Source organism: Serratia sp. TSA_130.1, from assembly GCF_052691795.1.
This window is the reverse complement of the sequence record NZ_JBQZFS010000004.1, coordinates 20,285-40,200: the sequence shown is the minus strand read 5'-3', so window position 1 is coordinate 40,200 and position 19,916 is coordinate 20,285. Positions and strand designations below refer to the sequence as shown.

The following is a 19,916-nucleotide window of genomic DNA, read 5'->3' as shown; positions in this document are numbered from 1 at the left end:
AGTCTCTATGGTTAGTGTTGAGGATTCGATCAACCAACGTTTATTGCTGGCCCTTCAACAACATGGACAGCGCCCGGCGCTTTTTGAACACGGGGAGGTTTACACTTACGACTGGCTGAACGGTGCGGTGGCTTCAGCCGCTTTGAAGCTGTGTCAATTGGGCGTTGTGAAGGGCGATCGGATCGCCTATCAATTGCGCAACACCCGTGAAGCGGTTGTCATCATGCTCTCTTCGTTGATGCTCGGTGCGATCCCGGTGCCGATATTACCCTCTTATCGAGAAAAAGAGCTGAGGCACATTCTGCATCTGACGGCGCCAAAAGTATTTGCCCTGCAGCGAGGTTCCCGTCGCTATAACCCACTTGCCGCTTTGCAGACGCTGTTGGCCGAAGGTCTCAATATCGATGTGATATTGGTCGAAGACTACGATGACGCCGGGCACGACACTCGTTACCTAAACCTGCAACATTTCTGTTCGCCTTTGACGCCCGCGCCGCCACTTCACGCCGCCACCATGACGCCGTCGGATACCGCCGTCATGTTGCTCTCGAGCGGCACCACCGGTTTACCTAAAGCGATTGCCCGTAAAAATGGCGGCTACAGCTATATGATCGAGTGCGGCTGTGACGTGTTTGCTTTAGACAGCCATTCGGTCTATTTCGCCGCGATGCCGGTTTCGCATGGGTTTGTCATCAATTGCCCCGGTATACTCGGTACGCTTTCCCGCGGCGGCGCCGTTGCGCTCGCCGACGCCCCGTCGGCGAGCGCAACGGCGTTGGACGTGATCGAGCAATGCGGCGTGACGCACACCACGCTGGTGCCTGCGTTGCTGTCTCAATGGAGCGAACTGCAGCGGCAAACGCCGCGCGACCTGACGTCTTTGTGGCATGTTCAGGTGGGTGGCGCCAGGGTGACGCCTGAGCTAGCGGCCTCCGCCTCCCGCAACCTCGGCATTACCCTGCAGCAGTGCTATGGCATGAGCGAAGGGCTGCTGTGTTTTAACTCGATTGACGATGATGACACTCTGCGATTCAGCTCTCAGGGCCGGCCGTTGAGCCCGCATGATGAAGTACTGATCGTCGACGAAAACGGCCGTCCTTTGCCCGTGGGCAAATCAGGCGAACTGATCACCCGCGGCCCTTATACGCTCACCGAGTATTACCAAAATCCCCAGGCTAATCGTAGCGCGTTTACGGCGGACGGCTTCTACCGTACCGGCGACCTGGCGCACGTCGATGCCGCGGGCAACATTTTCATCGACGGCCGCGTAAACGATTCGATCAACCGCGGGGGAGAGAAATTCAGTCCCAATGAGATAGAGGAGTTGGCTGAACAGCATCCTGCCGTGGTGCGAGCCGCCTGCGTTGGTATGCCGGACGATCTCTACGGTGAGGTGCCTTGTCTGTTTGTCACCAGCACGGATGCCACTCTGACTCTCAGCGCATTGCGCCGCTTCTTTGAGAAAGAAGGGCTGGCGGCGTTCAAGGCGCCGGAGCGGCTGATTGTCATCGATACCATTCCGATGAAAGGGATCGGCAAGATAGATCGCGTGACGTTGCGCGACATGCTGCGCCAGGAACAGACGGTCAAAAATACGGCGGGGTTGAACTCATGACGCCATTGCGCACGTCTCTCGGTTGCGTGGTGAGGCTCAGCCGCCCATGCAGTTCACCGGTCAGCAAACAATTGGTCGTATTTCCACATGCCGGCGGCGGCGTTGCGTTCTATCAGCACTGGCGTGATCTGCTGCCGGACGAGGTGGATCTGTTCATCGTGCAGTATCCCGGGCGAGAAGACGCGCAAGACGCGCCGGCTTGGGAAACGGCGCAGCGAGCCATTACGCGCTGCGTTGATGCGTTGCATTCTTCGCTGGGCATCGCGCCGGTGGTGATTTTCGGTCATAGCATGGGCGCGCTGTTTGCCCTGCAGGTTGCCGCGGCATTACAAGCGTCGCGTTTTAACATCGACGCCGTGTTGTCGGCCCAGCGTGCCCCCTCTGAACTGAAAATACTTCAACAGGAAAGCCTGCGGCAAGAGGTGTTGGGCGACATCCTGACATTCAGTGAAAGCAGCGGCGCACTGTCGCTGGATGAGATCACTCGCCCGCTTGTCACCCGCTTGATACAGCAAGATCTACAGCTGTTGGGCGCGCTCAGCGCAGAACCTTTGCCCGACATGCAGCCACGCATTTTGGGCGGCGATAACGATCCGTTGGTTAGCCGCGCCGCGCTGTCGCTGTGGGAAAAAGAACTCCCCGGCAGCCGGGTGCAATTCCTCGCGGGCGATCACTTTTATTTCGCGCAGGACACCGCTGCGTTTCTCCGCCAGCTGCTCCGGTAACGCTGGCTTATTTGTCAACGTATGGCTTTAAAGGAACCTCTGATGAATTTTGAGCTGTTTAACCCACAGGATTGCGCACCGGATACGGAGAAAGCCTTCGCTCTGTTCCCCCAGTTGAAAAAATTCTATGCGACGTTAGGCAATACCCCGCTGGTTGAAGTGCCGTCGCCAAAGGGAAAGGCGTCGATTTACGCCAAGTTTGAGTTTGAGAATCCGTTTGGCTCGGTGAAAGACCGCACCGCGTTCGGTCTGTTTTGCGATGCCATCAATCAACACGACTTCGCCGCTGGTGAATTGAAGTTGCTCGATTCCTCGGGGGGCAATATGGCGAAAGCCCTGGCCAAGCTTGGCAATATGTGCGGGATAGCGGTGCAAGTGGTGATCCCGGATTCATCTCCGCAACCGCTTATCGACACGTTAAAAGCCGATAAAGCCATCGTTACTCTGGTCGATCGCAATCAGTTCCTGCTCGGCGTCATTGCCCGCAGCCAGCAGATTGCGCATGAAGATGGCAGTTGGACGCTGCTTTCTCAGCATCTTAACCTGGTCAACACCGCCGTACATCAGCATGCGACGGGCGCAGAGATTCGCCGGCAGCTGGAGGGTGAACGCATCGACGGTTGGGTATCGGCGGTAGGGACCGGCGGGACCTTGTCGGGGGTGGCCGCCGCGTTGCGTCAGGATAACCCACAGCTGATCGTGTGGGGCAGCACGCCGCGCGAACTGCCTTACGGTACGCTGTCTGCGCCGAACGGTGAACCTAAATTTGCCGGAGCCGGCGGGTTGGGCTTCGGTTTCCGTCAGCCTTTCATCAGTAAGTTGATGCCGCAGGAACCGCCTTTCAATCCGGTTTCCTATCGGGAAGCGCTCAGCGCGATGCACGAATTCCATCAGTTGACCGGCGTTAAAATCGGCGCATCTTCCGCCGCCAACTGGAAAACGGCCTGTAAGCTGGCAGAAACGCTGAGTGCGGATCAACGGGTTGTCACACTCTTTGCCGACGCCGGTTCCGATATCGATCGAGAAAAAGGGCGCGAGTGGTTCAAACAATCTGAAGCCTTGACCGTTTAATAACGTCTAAAAGGAATATTTCATGGAAATTATACAGGGCAATAATAATGTATTGTCTGAGCTGATCGCGCTTGGCGATTATGTTCGCCAGTTAATAAGTTCAGGTAAAGAGGCCAACGATATTGAGCATATTTTGGCGACGAAAGACGGCTATAACAATGCCACCGTGCTTTCCGTTATCGAAATGGCAAATATTACCTTTAAAGCAAAAGCGGATAATGTCCCTAACGTTGGCGATGCCAATTCACATATCGATCGGTTGGTGGATAAGCAGGGGCATGATATCGGCACGATGAAGGGTCAGGGGTGGAAAATCGCCTCACTGCCGGACGACAGCGTGGTTTCCTGGTACCACGAGACGGCCGAGACGCCGCTGGGGCGAATCGAAACCGCCGGCATTTGGAATTCCAGTGCGATTTGGGCGGGGCAATGGCAATCGTTGTTCGCCGCTGGCGTTAGCGGGGATGTCATGGGGAAGATCGGCGTTCGTCAGCTCTATCAGGATATTCCGCGAGAAAAATATCTGACGCTGATCGTCCTGTTGCCGCTGGATCAGATTAAAAGCTTAATTAAAAAATAATTTTATCAAACACACACAATATCCATTACGAGGGATAGGTATGCACACGTCGGTACACTGGGATGTCATTATTATCGGCGCTGGCCCCATCGGGCTGGCCGCCGCATGGAATTATGCGCGAGAGCATCGCGACCATAAGGTTTTGGTCCTGGAACAACATGCGCTATTTACGCAACTGGCCGGCACCAGCGGGGAGGAGCGCCATTGGCGTTTGCAATATTCGGAGCTGGAAATATTCCGCCTTACCCTGGAGGCCGACAAATTGTGGCGGCAGTTGGAACAACAGGCGGACAGAAAACTGATCCACCGCATTGGCAGCCTATGGTTCGGCGATGCGGATGTCTGGACCAATGAGGGGCAAATCCGCCAAACCATGCTTTCAATGGATGAAATGAGGTTGCCTTATGAACGTCTGACGATGCGTGAAATCGAACGGCGCTATGGTTTCACCGGCTTGGACAGCAACTATGAAGGTTTCTTGCAGCAAGACGGCGGCGTGATCGACGTTAAAGGCACCCTGGCGTCGCTTTACTCGCTGGCCAGCGAAGCCGGCGTGGAGTTCCAGTTCCAGCAATGCGTGAAGGCCGTGGAGCCCGATGCTCGGGGCGCAACGGTGCTGACGACGCAAAACCGTTATCGCGCCCGTAAAGTCCTGGTTGCCAGTGGGCCGGGCAGCAAGAAACTGCTGCGCCAGTTGGATATTGAACTTGCGCTTTCTACCTATGAGATGGCCTGCATCAGCATGCTGCGCAGCCAGCGCCTGGGAGCCAACGATCCCTTCTGGTTTGCTTTCCAACCGCCGGTGGAGAGCGACAGCAACCTGTTTTATGGCTTCCCGCCTAACCCTTGGTCCGTCAATGGGTTTGATCGGCTGGGGACCGATTTCGAAGTGGATCCGATCACCGAAGCCAATGCGCCTGGCTATAGGGCAAACCCGCAGCACGTGGAGCGCGCGTTGGAGTTTGCCCGCCGGCATATGCCGTTCCTCGAACCGGATAAACAGCATTCCGCTGCAAGCTGTCTGGCCGTGTTGCCCACCGATCCGGCGCGCCAATTCTATCTCGACAGCGCCAAGGGCCGCTGCCACGGCGGCGAACATCTGGTGGTCTCGGCAGGGGGATGGGCGTTCAAATTTACGCCTCTGATGGGGCAAATTTGCGCCGATCTGCTGGCGGAACGAGAGCCCCGTTGGGACATCAGCGCATTGCGTTTCTGAGCGGAGAACCTTCATGCAGCAGGTGAACAGCAATGAACGGGATATCGCCCTGGTTGGCATGGCCTGCCGTTTCCCGGGTGCCGAGGACATCGAAAGCTGGTGGCATAATTTGATCAACGGTGTCGAATCCCTGGTTCGCGCCGATAACGATCGGGATGATGCCGTCGACAAGGGATATATTCCCGTCGCCGCGCCTGTGGCCGGCGACATATCTCGCTTTGATGCAGGATTCTTCGGTATTAGCGCGCGCGATGCGCTGCTGATGGATCCCCAGCAGCGGCTCTTTTTGGAATGCGCCTGGCACGCGCTGGAAAGCGCCGGTGTGACACCGGGGGAACTTGAGGATACCGGGCTGTTCGCCGGCTGTAGCAGCTCTGACTATTTACGTCAGGCGCAAGGATCCGAGCTACTCGATAAACTCAATCCTTCGCCGTTCGAGCGGCAAATAATGAGCGATAAAGATTACCTCACCAGCAGGGTGGCCTGGCATCTGGGCATCGGGGGGCCGGTGTGCAACGTGCAAGCCGCCTGCGCCACTTCGCTGGTGGCGGTATACGAAGCGGTCCACGCCTTGCGCAGCGGCCGTTGCAACCTGGCGTTAGCAGGCGCTTGTACCCTAAGGATCCCGCAAAACGACGGCTATTTTGCGCAGCAAGGCATGGTGTTTTCCACCGATGGGCACTGCCGGCCATTTTCCGCAGATGCCAGCGGTACGGTATTCGGCAGCGGCGTCGGTGTGGTGGTGTTGAAGCGCCTGAGTGATGCGCTGGCGGCCGGCGATAACGTCGTCGCGGTGATCAAAGGCGTGGCGATGAATAATGACGGCGCGCGCAAAGTCAGTTTTACCACCACCAGTTTGCATGGCCAGCAACGCCTGCTGCGCCAGGCGATGGACGATGCCCGGTTGACGCCTGAGGATTTTCGCGCCATCGAAGCCCACGGTACGGGCACTCTGGCCGGCGATCCCATCGAATTCGAGGCGCTGAACGGCGTTTTCCGAGAGCATACGACACGACGGGGGTTCTGCGCCATCGGCGCAGTCAAGGCTAACGTCGGGCACCTGGAAACCTGCGCCGGCATGGTGGGATTGATTAAGGCCGCCCTGCAAATTCAGCATGGCTGGCTCACGCCGCAGATCAACGTTGGCTCACCGAATCCGGAAATGGCATTGGCGGAGAGTCCGTTTGAGTTTATCTGTTCCGCTCAACGGTGGGATCGCGAGGATCCGCGCCAGGCCATCGGCGTCAGCGCATTCGGTATTGGCGGTACGAATGCGCATGTCGTACTGGCGAGGCCGCCTGTCATGCCGCCGGCGCGAACAGCGGCCTCATTGTCCTCCACCGTCGTACCGATCAGCGCACAGTCAGAACAGGCCTGGCATCGGCTGGTAAAACGCTATCTGCAGCGACCGCACGGCGAAAACGACGAACGCTTGGCCTGGAGCGCGCAAAGCGGAAGAAAGTCGCTGCGCTATCGCGGCACCTTGCAGATAGACGATCGGGGCGCGTTGAGCGTGAAAGAAAACATGATGGATACGGGGAAAGGGCGCTTGTCGGTAGTTTTCCAATTCCCTGGCCAGGGAAGCCAGTTTATCGGTATGGCCAGCGATTTGATGGCGCAGGATGCGACCTTCAGAAAACTGATGAACGACAAACTGCAGATAGTGCAAACGCAAGCCGCACTGGATCTCTCGGCGTTATTTACCGGAGAGGCCGCACCCGAGTCGATTAACGATACCGCGTTGACGCAGCCCGCGCTGATCGCCGTCGAAATCTCCATGGCCGAACTGCTGATGCATTACGGCGTCGAGCCGGATTGGGTCATTGGGCACAGCCTCGGCGAAATTGCGGCGGCCTGGGCCGCTGGGGTGTTCTCGGTGCAAGAGGCGCTGGTTTTCGCCGCTCATCGTGGGCGTCTGATGGCCGGGTTGCCGTCCGGGATGATGTTGGCGGTAGAGCTGAGCGTTCAACAGGTTCAGCCCTGGTTGAGTCATCAGCTATCGCTGGCGGCAGAAAACAGTGATGACGGCTGCGTGCTGTCCGGCACCGCTGAAGCCATTCGCGCTTGCGAACGCCAGATGCGAGACCGAGGCGTGCGATGCAAAGCCTTGAATGTTTCACATGCGTTTCATTCGACCCTGATGGATCCCATTCTTGACGAGCTGGCCGATATTGCGCCGCCGCCGGGTGAATCGGCGACGGGGGTACGTTACGTCTCCGCCTTGCTGGCGACCGAAGTCGAATGTTCGGCGCTTGACGGCCGCTATTGGGCGCGTCATGCCCGTGAACCGGTCAATTACCACCGCGCCTTGCAGCAGCTACCGCAGCGCGGCAAGACGTTGTTTATCGAAGTTGGGCCGGGTTCGACGCTCACGGCGTTGGTTGCACAGCTGAAATCCGCCGGTTCTGTGACCGCGGTGCGAACCTTGCCGCGTCGCGACGAAGCGCAGAATGAAGGTGCCGTATGGATCCAGGCGCTGCAAAAAATCTGGCGCGCCAGCGTCAACGTTAACTGGCGCCGCCTGTGGCAACTGCCGCCTTCGCGCATCGCATTGCCGATGTATCCCTTCGATCCGGCGCACTGGTGGTTGGGCGAACGGGACAGGCAGGGGCCGCAAGCCGAGCGAACGCCGGCGGCAACAAGCCAGTCAGATCCCCAGATGGCGCGTATCTGGCGCGTTTGGGGGGATGTGACCGGCGTGAACCCCGATTCTAACCACTGTGACTTTTTTGACGCCGGCGGGCAGTCGCTGATGGCGCTGCGCCTGCTGGCGATGTTGGAGCAAGAGTTTGGCAAGGCAATAGGGATGGCCGATTTTCTTAAGCGGCCTACGCCGTGGGGCATTAAACAACAGTTGGACCAGGCTGGAGCATTCGAGCAAGATTCTCATTAAAACAGGATGGCAAATTATGTCAGTTAACAATGAATTGCTGAATACACATAACCAATACCAGATAGAAACGGTCGTAATCGATGACGAAACGTCATTCACCCTGGCTTACTCGTCGCAGATCAAGCTGCTACCGGCCAATGGCGGTATCCGTTGGCGAAACTATGCGTCCCGGCAGCAGCAGGAAGAGGAGGCGATCATGCTGGCGCAGCGCATGTCGCTGAAGCACGGGCTGTACAATACCGGCTTCAGCGGCGGCAAAATCGTGGTGAACAGCAAACGTTCTCCCCAAGAGCAACCGGCAGTGCTTGAAGCGATAGGCGCTCTGCTCAATCGCTATGGCGGCACCATGTTTACGGGATGCGATATCAATACCGGCAATAGAGAGATGGACTATCTGCGGCAGTTTACGCCGTGGATCCTGAATGCCATGGACAGCCCACAAGTCGATACATCGGTGGCAACCGGCTACGGCGTCTGGAGTTCGATGAAAAAAGTGTTGACGCTGAGGCTCAATCATTTGCCTCGCGCGCGCATTGCCATTCACGGTATGGGTAAGGTCGGCACTGAAGTGGCGAAACAAAGCCTGCTGTTCGGTTGTGATGTGACGGCCTATGACATCAACCCCGCAGCGCAATTTCCTGCGGGGGTGCGCCGCGTGAGCGAAGAGGAACTTTGGGCGCAACCCAGCGAGGTGCTGTGCATCGCGTCAATGTCCAACGTATTGAATGCACAGAATATTGAACAGCTGAATACCCGCTGGGTGGTGAGCAGCGCCAACTCACCGTTTAATACGCCGCAGGCTGAACAGCGGCTGTTGGCGCGCGGTATTCACTATCTGCCGGACTACGTCAGCAACGCCGGCGCAGTGATCTGCGACAGCATCGAAATGGCGTTTACCGACCGTTATAACCAAATGAATCAGGAGCAGGTCAACGCCTATGTTCACTCCGTGATTGGCGCCAAGACGGAGGAGTTGTTGCAGCGCGCTCAACTGCTCAATTGCGATATTGGACAATTGTTGCAACCGATCAAATCCGCCGCCATGGTGGCGTAAGAAATGGGCCGGGGGGCCTGCGCTTTCCCGGCCTCGGCTTTTTTAACGGGCACATAACTCCATGATTATTGTAAAAGACGCTTTGCGTTGCAAAGTAGAGGCCGAATCGCAAGGGCGTCGCACCGTGCTTTACACCGCAAGTGGGCAGCCCAGCTATATGCATGTGATACCTCGTTTTACGCTGCAAGAGGTCACATCAGGGTTAGGCGAGGCGGTTCATCCGGCGTTTATCGTCAACGGTCAACGAAAAGAGGCTTTCTTCTACGGCTGTTACCCCGGCACGCTGATCCATGGCGAACTGGTCAGCCAACCTGAGACGGCCCCGGCCAGCTGGCATGACCTGGCCGCATTTCGACAGGCGGCGGCTCGCAATGGACGCGGCTGGCACATTGGCACCAACGCCGAATGGGCCGCGTTGATGTTCTGGTGCCGTCGTCATGGCTGGCCGGAGTTAGGCAATACCGAGAGTGGGCGATCGCATCGCGATCGACGCCAGTATGGCAAGCGATGTGACGGCGGTGCCGTGGGCGATGAGCAGGGCGATCCGACAACGTTTACCGCATCCGGTCCGGCCGCCTGGTATCATGACGGTACGCCGCACGGTATTGGCGATCTCTGCGGCAACCTTTGGGAATGGCAACACGGGCTGAAATTGGTCGCGGGGGAAATTCTGCTCTTGCCGGATAATGACGCCGCGATGCCGATGACCGACGATGAAGACGAACGCTGGCGCGCGGTCGAGCTGGCAACAGGCGAGTGGCTACCTCCCGGCAGCCCGGGAACCGCAAAATTCGATGCTTCATCGCCGAGTCTTACCGGCAATGCCGGCACGCCGCGCATTTCGGACTGTATCCGGCATTTCAACGGCGATCCGCATGACAATGGGTATCCGCCAGGTTTGATGGATGATGAGTTCGGGCGTATTGGTGCGGCAAGTGGAGAGTCGGTGCCGGATATATTGAAAATCCTCGGCGTTGTACCGCATCACCGGTGTGCGGACGGCGATCAGGTTTATCTGCGCAACTACGGCGAACGCATGCTGATGCGAGGCGGCGCCTGGTATTCCGGTGCGGGTGCCGGGCTGAGAACGCTGTGCCTGAGCCATGGCGCTGGGCATGCCAGTGCGACGGTGGGCGCCCGGCCGGTATGGTGTTTGTAAGCGGTTGGCAATTCACTGGGTGGCGCAGCGGCCGTGGCCGCTGCGCAGGATATTTATTGGCTGAGGGTTTGCTGCAGCGCCTGAACGGAAGAGGCGATGCCGGCATCGACCGACATGGTCAAGTCTTCCATTTCCAGTGACACCCAGTCGTTGTAACCCATCATGCGCACCACCGAGAAGAATTCCTTCCACCACTGCAGATCCCGGCCGCAGCCGACGGCGACATAATTCCAGGCCCGGTCAGCTACCTCGTCTATCGGTTTGGTCTCCAGCAGCCCGTTAACCTCGACGACGCCGCGCTCAAGGCGTACGTCTTTGCCGTGCACATGGTGAATGGCGGGCCCAAGGGCGCGGGCCACCGCGATGGGATCTGCGCCCATCCAGATCAAGTGGCTGGGATCGAGGTTCAGACCCACCATCGGGCCAACGGCCTCTCGCAGCCGGAACAGCGTTTCCGGGTTCCACACCAGCATGGCGCTGAAGTTTTCCAGCGCAAAGCGCTCGACGCCGCACGCTTTGGCTCGGGCGACCAGCGCCTGCCAATAGGGGATCGCCACCTCATTCCATTGATAGTCCAGACAGTTTTTCACCGTAGGGGGCCAACTGACGGTATAGGTGATCCAGTTGGGGATGGTGTCATGCGGGCTGGCCGGGGGCAGGCCGCTCATCATAACGATCTTCTTCACCCCCAGCAGGCCGGCCAGCTCCAGCGTATTGTCGGTTTGGCGCAGATGGCGCTGCCCCAGCTCGCCCGGATCGAGCGGATTGCCGGAGACATTGAGCGCGGCGATCTCCATGCCGCGGCTGGCCAGGGCCTGCTGCAGCTGCCGGCGTTTGGCCGGGTTGGCCAGCAGATCGTCGGTATCCAGATGGGGCGCCGGAGACCAGCCGCCGGTGGTCATTTCCACGCCGCGCACCCCCAGCTCCAGCAACCGATCCAGCATCGGCTCGAAGGGCAAATGGCCCAGGCTGTCGGTACAGAATGAAAGTTTCATGATGCTTTCCTTATCGGTAATTGACCCAGGTGGCGCCGTTGTCGGCGGAACGAACGCAGTTTTCAATCCAGCGCACGCCTTCTAACCCGGCATCGATATCCGGATAGATCAGCGTGGCCAGCGTTTGCCGATCGCCGTGCTGGCTGGCGCTGATGGCGATGGCGAACTTGAGGTAAATATTGGCCCAGGATTCGGCCAGCCCTTCGGTATGCAGCGCGCCGAGCCGCTCTTCGGCCAGCGCGCTGTCGTCCAGATAGGGCATGCCGTGGTGCAGCGTTTGGTTGGGCCGCCCCTGGATCTCATAGCGCAATTCGCCGGGCGTGGAATCGCTCCATTGCAGGCTGGCGCGTGCGCCCACCACGCGAATGCTTTGGCTGTCCATCGCGCCCGCGTTGATGGCGGAGGCCCACATGCGGCCGACGGCGCCGTTTTCGTAGTGCATCAGCACCATGGCATTGTCTTCCAGCGGGGCGCGGGAAGGGATAAAGCTCTGGCGATCGCACAGCAGGGAGGCAATTTTCATGTCGGGCATCACCAGCTGTGAGATGTAGAAGGTGTGGGTAGAAATATCACCCAGAACAAAGGAGGGGCCGGCGATTTTCGGATCGACGCGCCACTTTTGCGCCTCGAACGTGTCCGCGCTTTCGTTGGCGTTGAAGCCATGGGTGTACTGCAATTCGACCATGCGTATTTCGCCGATGTCGCCGTTCGCGATCATGGCGCGCATCTGCATCAGCAGCGGATGCCCGGAGAAGCCGTAGGTTACGCCGACGATCAGGCCTTTCTCCGCCGCCAGCGCCTTGATTTCTCTCGCCTCCGCCGTAGTGAAGAACAGCGGTTTTTCGCAGATGACATGCAGGCCGGCATTCAGCGCGGCGCGCGTGATTTCATAGTGGGTGCCGTTAGGGGTGGCGATGGTCACCACCTCAACACCATCTTCGCGGTAGGCCTCTTGTTTCAGCAACTGCTGATAGTCGTCATAGCAGCGTTCAGCGGGCACGCCGAGATTGACGCCAAACTCACGCCCGCGCGCCGCGTCGATATCAAAAGCGCCGGCAACCAGCCGATAGGCGGTATTGTCGCGCAGTGCGCCGGAACGGTGCTTGTAGCCCACCTGACTGAGGCGGCCGCCGCCGATCATCGCCCAACGCAGCGGGCGAGGGATGCTTCTTTCACCATTTAACATGCTGACTCCTGATACTGTGGTTTTGCACTCGGGTGCAAAGTGGGTTGAAAAAGAGAGTGGCAACGGTTTATTTCTGGTTCATTTGCGCAAATTGCGGGTAGTTTTCTCGCGTCACGGTGGCATAAGGCACCCAGTTGTAAGACTCGGTTTTGGCGTGATCCAACATCGCTCGGGTCACTTGCACCGCGCCGATCGCCTGGGCTTTGGCATCCTGGAAAATGGTCACCGCCAGGTCGCCGTTTTTGATAAATTGCAGGCCGTCGGGCGTGCCATCGATACCGGCAACCAGTACGCCGTTCTTTTTGGCCTGCTTCAGCGCCATGATCGCGCCGATGGCCATCTCATCGTTGTTGGCGGCGATCGCATCGATCGGTACGCCGTTCAGCAACCAGCCGGAGACCACGTCGACCGCTTCATTGCGTTGCCATTTCGCAGTCTGTTTCTCTACCACTTTCAGCTCTTTGTGTTTGGCGATCACCGCCTCCACCGCGCGGGTGCGCTCGCGGGTTTCTTCGTTGGAGAGGGCGCCCATCAGGATCGCCACGTTGCCGCGGTAATTCATTTTTTTCGCCAGAGCCTCCATCTGCAGGCGACCGCTGAGCGCCGAATCGGAGCCGACGTAGGCCGTCGCGCCGCTCAGCGGCACTTCGGGTTTGCGGTTGACGAAGATAAGGGGGATAGCGGCGCGTTGGGCGGCCGCTATCATCGGCTGAACGCCTTGCGTATCGACCGGGTTGAGGATAATGGCGTCCACGCCCTGATTAATCAGATCGTCTACCTGCTGCACCTGCAGGGCGACATCGCCTTTGGCATCAACGAACTGGCCTTGCAGCTGCTGCGCAACCAGTTCCCGCGCCATTTGGCTGCGCAGGATAGAGACGAAGTTGAGATCGAAGTTGGCCAGCGCCACGCCGACCTGGTAGGTCTTGGCCTGGGCGGTCACGACAAACAGCGAGCAGGCTAACATCAACAACAGTCTGGTTTTTTTCATTACGGTATCCTGTTGAGAAGAGAGGTGTTATGTAAAAACAGTGTTTTGCAATCGGGTGCAAAACAGGAGACAAAACGGCGATGAGTCTCTGAATGCCACCGTGAATGTCGGCCATGGATAAAATTTGGTCAACAGGGGAAAGGTGAAAACAGCGCGGACGATCACAAACTCTTTATGTTTTGCACCCGGTTGCATAACAAATTGCAATCGGGTGCAAAAACGGGACATAATCGCAGCAGGTATGCCGGCAGGCGCTTAGGGGATCTGAGCGAGCAGGGTATAGTGTGACTTCACCGAAGCAGGGATCGACGCAACCATGACGAAACACCACAAAGCCACCGCCAGCGACGTCGCCGAAAAGGCCGGCGTCTCTAAATGGACGGTATCGCGCGCCTTTACGCCCGGTGCGTCGATCTCAGACAGCGCGCGTGAAAGCGTACTGGCGGCGGCGGCCGAGCTGGGCTATCGACCCAATCTGCTGGCGCGCAGCCTGTCGCAAAAACGCACGCACATCATCGGCGTGGCCATCGACGAGATGAAGAACCCGCATTCGATGATGATGCTCGATATGGTCACCAAACAGCTGCAAACCCGCGGCTATATGGCGCTGCTGCTGAATATCACCGCCGGGGAAAACTACCGGGCGGTAATGGCGATGGCCGATCAGCTGCAGGTCGATGGCATTTTGTTCCTGGCGACGGTGTTAACCCAAGAGTGGGCGGCGATCGCGCAAGATCTGCATCAGATCCCGCTGGTGCAGGTGTGCCGCAATACGGAAAGCGAACACATTGATGTGGTCAATATCGACGGTTACCGCGCCGGCGAAGAGATCGCTGGGTTGCTGATAGAGCAAGGGCATCGGCGCTTTGGCTACATGAAGGGGCCAGACACGCAAAGTAGCCATTTGCTGCGCATGGAAGGCTACCGCGATAGGCTGATAACCTCTGGCTTTCAGCTGGATCGGGTGCTCACGGCTGGCCACTACGATCGCCAACGCGGTTTCCAGCTGATGAGCGAATACCTGCAGGCAACGCCGGAAAGCGAGCGGGTTGAGGCGCTGTTCTGCGAGAACGACGTGTTGGCGCTGGGGGCGCTCGAAGCGCTCAGGCAAGTGACACCGTCGTCTGCAATGGCCGTGGTAGGTTTCGACGATATCGACGAGGCCGGATCAGCCAACTGGGCGCTGACCAGCTACAGCCAACGCATCGACCGGCTGGTCGAAGAAGCCTTGAATCGCCTGCTCGATAATCGCACCACGGCAGACGGCGCCTGGCGGCATGGGGAATTGCGGGTTCGGCGGTCGCACCTGGGAGAGAAACAGGCGTGAGGTTTTTCCTTTTGGTGACGTCGTCACTTTGGAGGTTTAATGAGAACTCGTCGCGATAAAAAAAACTCTATAGAAGAGAAAGTGTTACCTTCAGATGCCCCATAGCCAGCGGTGGCGAGTACCGCTGGGGGCGCCATGGCAAAGTCAGGTTTCACGAGTGTCATTCTGGTGTAGATTGACTGCCGAAGTTTGCCAGATTTCACGTAGCGCGATCAAAAAGGAGGGCATTTTGACGCATTCTGCAAAGTTGTTTAGCCAAATCCAGACGCTTGAGGTTGAACTGCATCAGCCATCGGTGCGCCGCGATCCGCAGCGCGTCGCGGCATTGTTGCATGAAGACTTTGAAGAGATTGGTCGCTCAGGTCGGCGTTATGACAAACGCCAGACCGTTGCGGCGCTGGAAATGGAAACTGAGCATCCGCAGATTGTTGCCGAAGGTTTTACGCTGGCGAAAATCAGTGAAGGCGCCGTGTTGCTGACGTATAAGAGTTTTCAACGCAACGCGCAGGGCAACGCCATTCGTTGCACAGAACGGTCGTCGATTTGGATGCTGACGGAAAAGGCCGGTTGGCAGATGCGGTTTCATCAGGGCACACCGACCGAGGATTAAACTGAGGTGCTGAAACTGAACGGGCTGATGATGGGCTTAAACATAAAAAAGGTTAGCAGCCTGATAAGGCTTGAAGGTGAGGTGAGAAAGGACGGCCAGGCTAACGGCGGTGCGTATCCAATAATTAAATTTAACATAATATACATTATGCGCATCCATGTGGTTATACGTGGATTCTGGCGTCCTGGCTTGATCATGGGTTTTCTCCTGTGGCCAACCATTTCAACGCCCGTTGCTCATGCCGTTGAACGAATTCGTTTTTCAGCTGGTCTTAAGCCGTCGAGTTTTCGCTGCAGGCTTCATTGCCATTGCCGCTTATTGCTGAGCGACACTATGATGTTTGCGCAAAAATCTCTGAACACCCAATGCCTGTCGCCTGTTCACTTCCTGCAGTAAATGCATGCATGTGAGGCATGCGCTTGCCGCTTCCCAGGATTTCGGTACCTGGCGTTCCAACGCCGCTTAACCGCCCAGCAAAATTATCAATCGTTGGTTTGGCCGCCAGCCAACTCTACCGATGTGATGGACTGCCGTTAACACGCCAGCCAGTATCTCGCGAAGTTTCAGCTTTATCACGTTCCACTCACTGAGGATCATAGATAAATGCGTTCTGCCATTAATGATGACCGGACATGCTTATAGCGACACATCTCTGCGGATATTGAGGCAAAATCCCCCCGCTTTTTTGATCGCGCTACGTGAAATCTGATAAAACATGGCTACTGCGATACTGCAGATTTCACCAAAACGCGCCATAAAAATGAACAACTTCTGCCTGCCAAATGCGTACTGGCGTTCGTCTTCACCGTTTCCGGTGGCCTTCATGGCGTTGGCTATACTGAATGGGAACATTCTTCCACACTCCAGGACATCCCCATGTTTGACCATGTGAAATTTGGCGTCAGCGACTTTGCTCTGAGCAAAGCGTTTTTCCTTAATGCGCTGGCGCCGCTGGGCGTAAAGATCGTTGCCGAAGGTGAACCCGATTATGGCGTTGAGCTGTGTCCCGATCGGGGTAACGTGTCATTATGCCTGTTTCAGACCGATGAAAAACCGGCGCATCTGCACCTGGCATTTACCGCAAGCAGCCGTGAACAGGTCGATGCGTTCTATCACGCCGCGTTAAGCGCCGGCGGCAAAGACAATGGCGCGCCCGGTTTACGCCCCAATTATCATGCCCACTACTATGCGGCGTTTGTCATTGGTCCGGATGGTCATAATATCGAGGCGGTTTGCCACAATGCGATAGCCTAGTTTTCCATTTAAAAACAAATAATTATACAGAGAAAAGACTCTGTATTTAACATAACGTATTGTGACGGCGTCACTATTAGTTACCCCGTCACGTCAATCCACTCCGCTCCCGTGATGCCGGCCAGCCGCTGTGGCGCAATTCTCACGCCAGAGTTATCGCTGCCGCCTGCCGGAAGCACTTCATCGAAAACGCGCAGGCTATGATCGCAGTAGATCCTCACCGCCTCCGGTGCGGCAAAGGGACAAACGCCGCCGGGCGGATAGCCGGTTAATGCTTCAACCTCTTCCGCCGGCAGCATACGCGCCTTCACGCCGAAGAATTGCTTGTACTTCTTGTTGTCGATTCTGGCAGTTCCCGCCATCACCAGCAGCACCACATCGCCGTTAACGCGAAACGAAAGCGTCTTGGCGATCTGCCCGCTCTCCACGCCAAAGGCTTCTGCCGCCAGCGCCACCGTTGCGGTGTTCTTTGCCAGCACCGTCACCGTCGTCTCCGGTGCGTGCTCGGCCAGAAAACGCTGAACGCGTTCTATGCTCATGCCCTGCCTCCTGATATTGCTAAGCCATTGATAATGCCGAAGTGATGGTTTCGGTTTTAAAATCGCATGCTAAAAATGAGAATCAAAATTGTTCAAATCGCTGGATCTGAACAAAGCTTTAAGGGGCCAATGGCCTTTTTACCCATCATTTTTCATGGAGATGCCTGCATGACCACGCAAACGACAGCAAGGCCCTCAGCGGCCGCAGTGGCCGTCTATGAATGGCTCAACCCGATACCTTACGGATTTTTCACCGCGGCGCTGATTTTCGACATCATTTATGCCTGTACCGCTAATATTCAGTGGGTCAATGGCGCAAGTTGGCTAATTGCCATCGGCCTGATTTTTGCCATCATTCCCCGCCTGATTAACCTGGTACAGGTATGGTTCGGCAGCGCTCGGCTGCGGGGAGCGTCGGTCAAACTCCATTTCTGGCTGAATTTGCTGGCCATCGTTCTCGCCATTATCAACGCTTTCGTGCATAGCCGGGATGCGTATGCCGTGGTGCCCCAAGGCCTGGTGCTGTCTGCGATCGTGGTCGCGCTGCTCAGCCTGGCGAATATTCTGCTGGCCCTTGGCGCCCGCGCAAAATAAGGAGGTTTTCATGAAGCTCTCATCTCTGGCGCTCACCCTTTCCGCCGTTTTGGCCTTGGCCGGCTGCGATAACAGCGCCGTCATTTCGCCAGAGCAACAAATGGGCCCGGACCCGACGTTGCCGGCGGCGCAAGACTTTCTGATGCCGCCGATGCAGGTGCCTAAGGGCGTTGGCTGGCAACAAGATCAGACGCCGAAAGTGGCGGAAGGCTTGAAAATCGATAAGGTGGCAGACGATTTGCTTCATCCGCGTCAGTTGCTCACGCTGCCCAATGGCGACGTGTTGGTCGTGGAGGCCAACGGGCCGGGCACGGAAGCGGTGAGCACGCCCAAGCAGCTGATCGCCGGCCTGGTGAAAGGCCAGTCCGGTAAAGGCGGCAAAGGGGGCAATCGCATCACCCTGCTGCGCCCAACCGCCGGCGGCAACTGGGAAAAGCACGTCTTCCTCGAGGGGCTCGATTCCCCGTTCGGCGTCCAGCTGATTGGCAATACGCTGTACGTGGCCAATACCGGCAATATCATGCAGTACGCCTATCAGCCAGGCGAAACGCGCATCAGCGATCCGGGCAAAGAACTGGCCGATCTGCCGGACACCATCAACCATCACTGGACCAAGGCCCTGCTGGCCAGCCCTGACGGGAAAAAGCTGTATGTCGGCGTCGGTTCCAACAGCAACATCACCGAAAACGGTCTGGCCGTAGAGTACCGGCGCGCCGCCGTGCTGGAAGTGGACACCGCCTCCGGCGCCAGCCGCATCTTCGCCAGCGGCCTGCGCAACCCGACCGGGGTGCAGTGGGAGCCGCAAAGCGGCAAGCTGTGGGCGATTGTCAACGAGCGTGACGAAATCGGCGCCGATCTGGTGCCGGATTACCTGACCTCGGTGCAAGACGGCGGTTTCTACGGCTGGCCTTACAGCTATTTCGGCCAGCACGTCGATCGGCGGGTACAGCCGCCGCGGCCGGACCTGGTGGCGAAAGCCATCAAGCCGGATTACGCGCTCAGCTCGCACGTCGCGCCGCTGGGGCTGCTGTTCTACACCGCGAGCGCTCTGCCGGCCGACTATCACGGCGGCGCCTTTATCAGCGAACACGGCAGTTGGGATCGCTCGCCGCTGAACGGCTATCGGGTCAGCTATGTGGCGTTTGAGCAAGGCAAACCGGTCGGCAAGCTCAAGGCCGTGGTGACAGGTTTTGTCTCCGATAATGAGAAGGAACTCTATGGCGCCCCTGTGGGGTTGGCTATCGATAAGACCGGCGCTTTGCTGGTTGCGGATGACGTCGGCAACACTGTCTGGCGCGTCAGCGCGAAGTAAGGTTACGGGCGGGTTCCGGTGAACTCGCCCGTGACATTGTCACTCACTCCTCAGCGCCAGCCAGATCGTCATAAAGCGGAATAATCGTTCTCGCCAGTTTTTTCGTCATTAATATTATCCCCGTCACGTTATTGGCGCAAAAAAATAGCCGTCGGTCAGAATTAAAGCGCTCATTCGATAATATATTCATCAACAGATCGTTGATCAGAAATAAAAGGTTTTAACATTTCGACATAAACCAGTACAATTCCATCCCCTGTGTTAACCCTTTTTTAGGTTGATTGTGTCGTTAATTCAGCCCCCTGCATCACGTAACCGGGCCGCCGCCTGGTTAGGGATGTTCGCCATTCTGATGTTGTTCATTGCGCCGGTGGTCTCGCGATCCCTGGAGCATGCGCGCGCCGGAAGTGCTGAAACGACCGTCATGGCGGACTGCGGCATGGCGATGCCGAAGCCGAAGCCGATGCATCATGATATGCATTCGCCGCCGGCCGCGCCGGAAAAGGCCGCATCGCCGATGATGCAGCACGGCGGCGGCCACCACAACATGGCGATGATGATGGACGACAGCGCCTGCGGCTACTGCGTGCTGTTGCTGCACGCGCCGCTGCTGGACGTGAGCCACGCCCCGCTGTTCTGGTCTCAATCTCTGGCCTCGCGCCCGCCGCCGACTCATTATCTCGTTCCCCTGTTTGCCCACGTCGTTCATACCGAATTACAGCCGCGCGCGCCGCCCGTCTCTTTCCTCTGATTTAACAATACCCCATTGCCGTTTCTGTATTGCCGTTGATCGTT

At 57.5% G+C, this 19,916-nt stretch carries 20 protein-coding genes; 15 read left to right on the top strand and 5 right to left on the bottom strand.

Annotated elements, in window-relative coordinates; all coding sequences use genetic code 11:
* Positions 1 to 7: 7 nt before the first annotated feature.
* The 8 genes from ACUTQY_RS15815 to ACUTQY_RS15780 all read left to right on the top strand — a co-directional run bounded on the left by ACUTQY_RS15815 (position 8) and on the right by ACUTQY_RS15780 (position 10,313).
* A complete protein-coding gene (locus tag ACUTQY_RS15815; RefSeq protein WP_445652998.1) occupies positions 8 to 1,615 on the top strand; it encodes an AMP-binding protein in 1,608 nt (535 codons plus the stop codon).
* A complete protein-coding gene (locus tag ACUTQY_RS15810) occupies positions 1,612 to 2,340 on the top strand; it encodes a thioesterase II family protein (protein ID WP_033643089.1) in 729 nt (242 codons plus the stop codon). The genes ACUTQY_RS15815 and ACUTQY_RS15810 overlap by 4 nt, the downstream gene beginning before the upstream one ends.
* A 42-nt stretch (positions 2,341 to 2,382) precedes the next feature.
* Positions 2,383 to 3,411, top strand: coding sequence for a PLP-dependent cysteine synthase family protein (locus ACUTQY_RS15805; RefSeq protein ID WP_033643090.1), 1,029 nt, complete (start codon positions 2,383 to 2,385; stop codon positions 3,409 to 3,411).
* Between the two features lie 22 nt (positions 3,412 to 3,433).
* Positions 3,434 to 3,991, top strand: coding sequence for an allene oxide cyclase barrel-like domain-containing protein (locus ACUTQY_RS15800; RefSeq protein WP_050440105.1), 558 nt, complete (start codon positions 3,434 to 3,436; stop codon positions 3,989 to 3,991).
* 40 nt (positions 3,992 to 4,031) lie between these two features.
* On the top strand, positions 4,032 to 5,207 hold the full coding sequence (locus ACUTQY_RS15795) for an NAD(P)/FAD-dependent oxidoreductase (protein ID WP_033643091.1): 1,176 nt from the start codon (positions 4,032 to 4,034) through the stop codon (positions 5,205 to 5,207).
* A 13-nt stretch (positions 5,208 to 5,220) separates the two neighbouring features.
* Positions 5,221 to 8,100, top strand: coding sequence for a type I polyketide synthase (locus ACUTQY_RS15790; RefSeq protein WP_046687053.1), 2,880 nt, complete (start codon positions 5,221 to 5,223; stop codon positions 8,098 to 8,100).
* 16 nt (positions 8,101 to 8,116) lie between these two features.
* Positions 8,117 to 9,154: a Glu/Leu/Phe/Val dehydrogenase dimerization domain-containing protein gene (locus ACUTQY_RS15785; RefSeq protein WP_046687054.1), complete on the top strand. Its 1,038-nt coding sequence runs from the start codon at positions 8,117 to 8,119 to the stop codon at positions 9,152 to 9,154.
* 61 nt (positions 9,155 to 9,215) lie between these two features.
* Positions 9,216 to 10,313, top strand: a complete 1,098-nt coding sequence (locus tag ACUTQY_RS15780; RefSeq protein WP_046687055.1) for a hypothetical protein — start codon at positions 9,216 to 9,218, stop codon at positions 10,311 to 10,313.
* 53 nt (positions 10,314 to 10,366) lie between these two features.
* Here ACUTQY_RS15780 and ACUTQY_RS15775 read toward each other — a convergent pair whose 3' ends face one another.
* From ACUTQY_RS15775 to ACUTQY_RS15765, 3 genes are all read right to left on the bottom strand, one after another.
* Positions 10,367 to 11,308 carry a sugar phosphate isomerase/epimerase family protein gene (locus ACUTQY_RS15775; RefSeq protein WP_033643095.1) on the bottom strand — a complete coding sequence of 314 codons (942 nt, stop codon included), beginning with the start codon at positions 11,306 to 11,308 and terminating at the stop codon, positions 10,367 to 10,369.
* Positions 11,309 to 11,318: 10 nt separating this feature from the next.
* A complete protein-coding gene (locus ACUTQY_RS15770; protein WP_033643096.1) occupies positions 11,319 to 12,494 on the bottom strand; it encodes a Gfo/Idh/MocA family protein in 1,176 nt (391 codons plus the stop codon).
* A 67-nt stretch (positions 12,495 to 12,561) separates the two neighbouring features.
* Entirely contained in the window at positions 12,562 to 13,485 is a 924-nt protein-coding gene (locus ACUTQY_RS15765; RefSeq protein ID WP_033650386.1) for a substrate-binding domain-containing protein, read from the bottom strand.
* A 316-nt stretch (positions 13,486 to 13,801) separates the two neighbouring features.
* Between ACUTQY_RS15765 and ACUTQY_RS15760 the strand changes: the two genes are divergently transcribed.
* From ACUTQY_RS15760 to ACUTQY_RS15750, 3 genes are all read left to right on the top strand, one after another.
* Positions 13,802 to 14,812 carry a LacI family DNA-binding transcriptional regulator gene (locus ACUTQY_RS15760; RefSeq protein WP_033643098.1) on the top strand — a complete coding sequence of 337 codons (1,011 nt, stop codon included), beginning with the start codon at positions 13,802 to 13,804 and terminating at the stop codon, positions 14,810 to 14,812.
* Between the two features lie 229 nt (positions 14,813 to 15,041).
* Complete coding sequence (locus tag ACUTQY_RS15755) at positions 15,042 to 15,422, top strand: nuclear transport factor 2 family protein (RefSeq protein WP_046687056.1); 381 nt, start codon at positions 15,042 to 15,044, stop codon at positions 15,420 to 15,422.
* Positions 15,423 to 15,428: 6 nt separating this feature from the next.
* The gene (locus ACUTQY_RS15750) at positions 15,429 to 15,818 is read left to right on the top strand and encodes a hypothetical protein (RefSeq protein ID WP_128868960.1); all 390 of its coding nucleotides are present in this window, start codon (positions 15,429 to 15,431) and stop codon (positions 15,816 to 15,818) included.
* Positions 15,819 to 16,058: 240 nt separating this feature from the next.
* Here ACUTQY_RS15750 and ACUTQY_RS15745 read toward each other — a convergent pair whose 3' ends face one another.
* Positions 16,059 to 16,274: a hypothetical protein gene (locus tag ACUTQY_RS15745; RefSeq protein ID WP_033650383.1), complete on the bottom strand. Its 216-nt coding sequence runs from the start codon at positions 16,272 to 16,274 to the stop codon at positions 16,059 to 16,061.
* A 24-nt stretch (positions 16,275 to 16,298) separates the two neighbouring features.
* On the opposite strand from ACUTQY_RS15745, the gene ACUTQY_RS15740 reads away from it, so the two are divergent.
* Complete coding sequence (locus tag ACUTQY_RS15740; protein ID WP_033643102.1) at positions 16,299 to 16,676, top strand: VOC family protein; 378 nt, start codon at positions 16,299 to 16,301, stop codon at positions 16,674 to 16,676.
* 80 nt (positions 16,677 to 16,756) lie between these two features.
* Here ACUTQY_RS15740 and ACUTQY_RS15735 read toward each other — a convergent pair whose 3' ends face one another.
* A complete protein-coding gene (locus ACUTQY_RS15735) occupies positions 16,757 to 17,215 on the bottom strand; it encodes a YbaK/EbsC family protein (RefSeq protein WP_033643103.1) in 459 nt (152 codons plus the stop codon).
* 168 nt (positions 17,216 to 17,383) lie between these two features.
* Between ACUTQY_RS15735 and ACUTQY_RS15730 the strand changes: the two genes are divergently transcribed.
* The 3 genes from ACUTQY_RS15730 to ACUTQY_RS15720 all read left to right on the top strand — a co-directional run bounded on the left by ACUTQY_RS15730 (position 17,384) and on the right by ACUTQY_RS15720 (position 19,872).
* Positions 17,384 to 17,809 carry a DUF2231 domain-containing protein gene (locus ACUTQY_RS15730; RefSeq protein WP_033643104.1) on the top strand — a complete coding sequence of 142 codons (426 nt, stop codon included), beginning with the start codon at positions 17,384 to 17,386 and terminating at the stop codon, positions 17,807 to 17,809.
* 10 nt (positions 17,810 to 17,819) lie between these two features.
* The gene (locus tag ACUTQY_RS15725) at positions 17,820 to 19,121 is read left to right on the top strand and encodes a PQQ-dependent sugar dehydrogenase (protein WP_046687059.1); all 1,302 of its coding nucleotides are present in this window, start codon (positions 17,820 to 17,822) and stop codon (positions 19,119 to 19,121) included.
* A 337-nt stretch (positions 19,122 to 19,458) separates the two neighbouring features.
* Positions 19,459 to 19,872, top strand: a complete 414-nt coding sequence (locus ACUTQY_RS15720; protein WP_072055820.1) for a DUF2946 domain-containing protein — start codon at positions 19,459 to 19,461, stop codon at positions 19,870 to 19,872.
* The last annotated feature ends 44 nt before the right edge of the window (positions 19,873 to 19,916 follow it).

Coding starts and splice junctions, on each gene's coding strand:
- ACUTQY_RS15785 (WP_046687054.1), top strand. CDS start 8,117: ATGTCAGTTAACAATGAATTGCTGAATACACATAACCAATACCAGATA.
- ACUTQY_RS15740 (WP_033643102.1), top strand. CDS start 16,299: ATGTTTGACCATGTGAAATTTGGCGTCAGCGACTTTGCTCTGAGCAAA.
- ACUTQY_RS15765 (WP_033650386.1), bottom strand. CDS start 13,485: ATGAAAAAAACCAGACTGTTGTTGATGTTAGCCTGCTCGCTGTTTGTC.
- ACUTQY_RS15780 (WP_046687055.1), top strand. CDS start 9,216: ATGATTATTGTAAAAGACGCTTTGCGTTGCAAAGTAGAGGCCGAATCG.
- ACUTQY_RS15760 (WP_033643098.1), top strand. CDS start 13,802: ATGACGAAACACCACAAAGCCACCGCCAGCGACGTCGCCGAAAAGGCC.
- ACUTQY_RS15735 (WP_033643103.1), bottom strand. CDS start 17,215: ATGAGCATAGAACGCGTTCAGCGTTTTCTGGCCGAGCACGCACCGGAG.
- ACUTQY_RS15720 (WP_072055820.1), top strand. CDS start 19,459: ATGTTCGCCATTCTGATGTTGTTCATTGCGCCGGTGGTCTCGCGATCC.
- ACUTQY_RS15805 (WP_033643090.1), top strand. CDS start 2,383: ATGAATTTTGAGCTGTTTAACCCACAGGATTGCGCACCGGATACGGAG.
- ACUTQY_RS15745 (WP_033650383.1), bottom strand. CDS start 16,274: ATGTTCCCATTCAGTATAGCCAACGCCATGAAGGCCACCGGAAACGGT.
- ACUTQY_RS15775 (WP_033643095.1), bottom strand. CDS start 11,308: ATGAAACTTTCATTCTGTACCGACAGCCTGGGCCATTTGCCCTTCGAG.
- ACUTQY_RS15790 (WP_046687053.1), top strand. CDS start 5,221: ATGCAGCAGGTGAACAGCAATGAACGGGATATCGCCCTGGTTGGCATG.
- ACUTQY_RS15725 (WP_046687059.1), top strand. CDS start 17,820: ATGAAGCTCTCATCTCTGGCGCTCACCCTTTCCGCCGTTTTGGCCTTG.
- ACUTQY_RS15810 (WP_033643089.1), top strand. CDS start 1,612: ATGACGCCATTGCGCACGTCTCTCGGTTGCGTGGTGAGGCTCAGCCGC.
- ACUTQY_RS15730 (WP_033643104.1), top strand. CDS start 17,384: ATGACCACGCAAACGACAGCAAGGCCCTCAGCGGCCGCAGTGGCCGTC.
- ACUTQY_RS15815 (WP_445652998.1), top strand. CDS start 8: ATGGTTAGTGTTGAGGATTCGATCAACCAACGTTTATTGCTGGCCCTT.
- ACUTQY_RS15795 (WP_033643091.1), top strand. CDS start 4,032: ATGCACACGTCGGTACACTGGGATGTCATTATTATCGGCGCTGGCCCC.
- ACUTQY_RS15770 (WP_033643096.1), bottom strand. CDS start 12,494: ATGTTAAATGGTGAAAGAAGCATCCCTCGCCCGCTGCGTTGGGCGATG.
- ACUTQY_RS15800 (WP_050440105.1), top strand. CDS start 3,434: ATGGAAATTATACAGGGCAATAATAATGTATTGTCTGAGCTGATCGCG.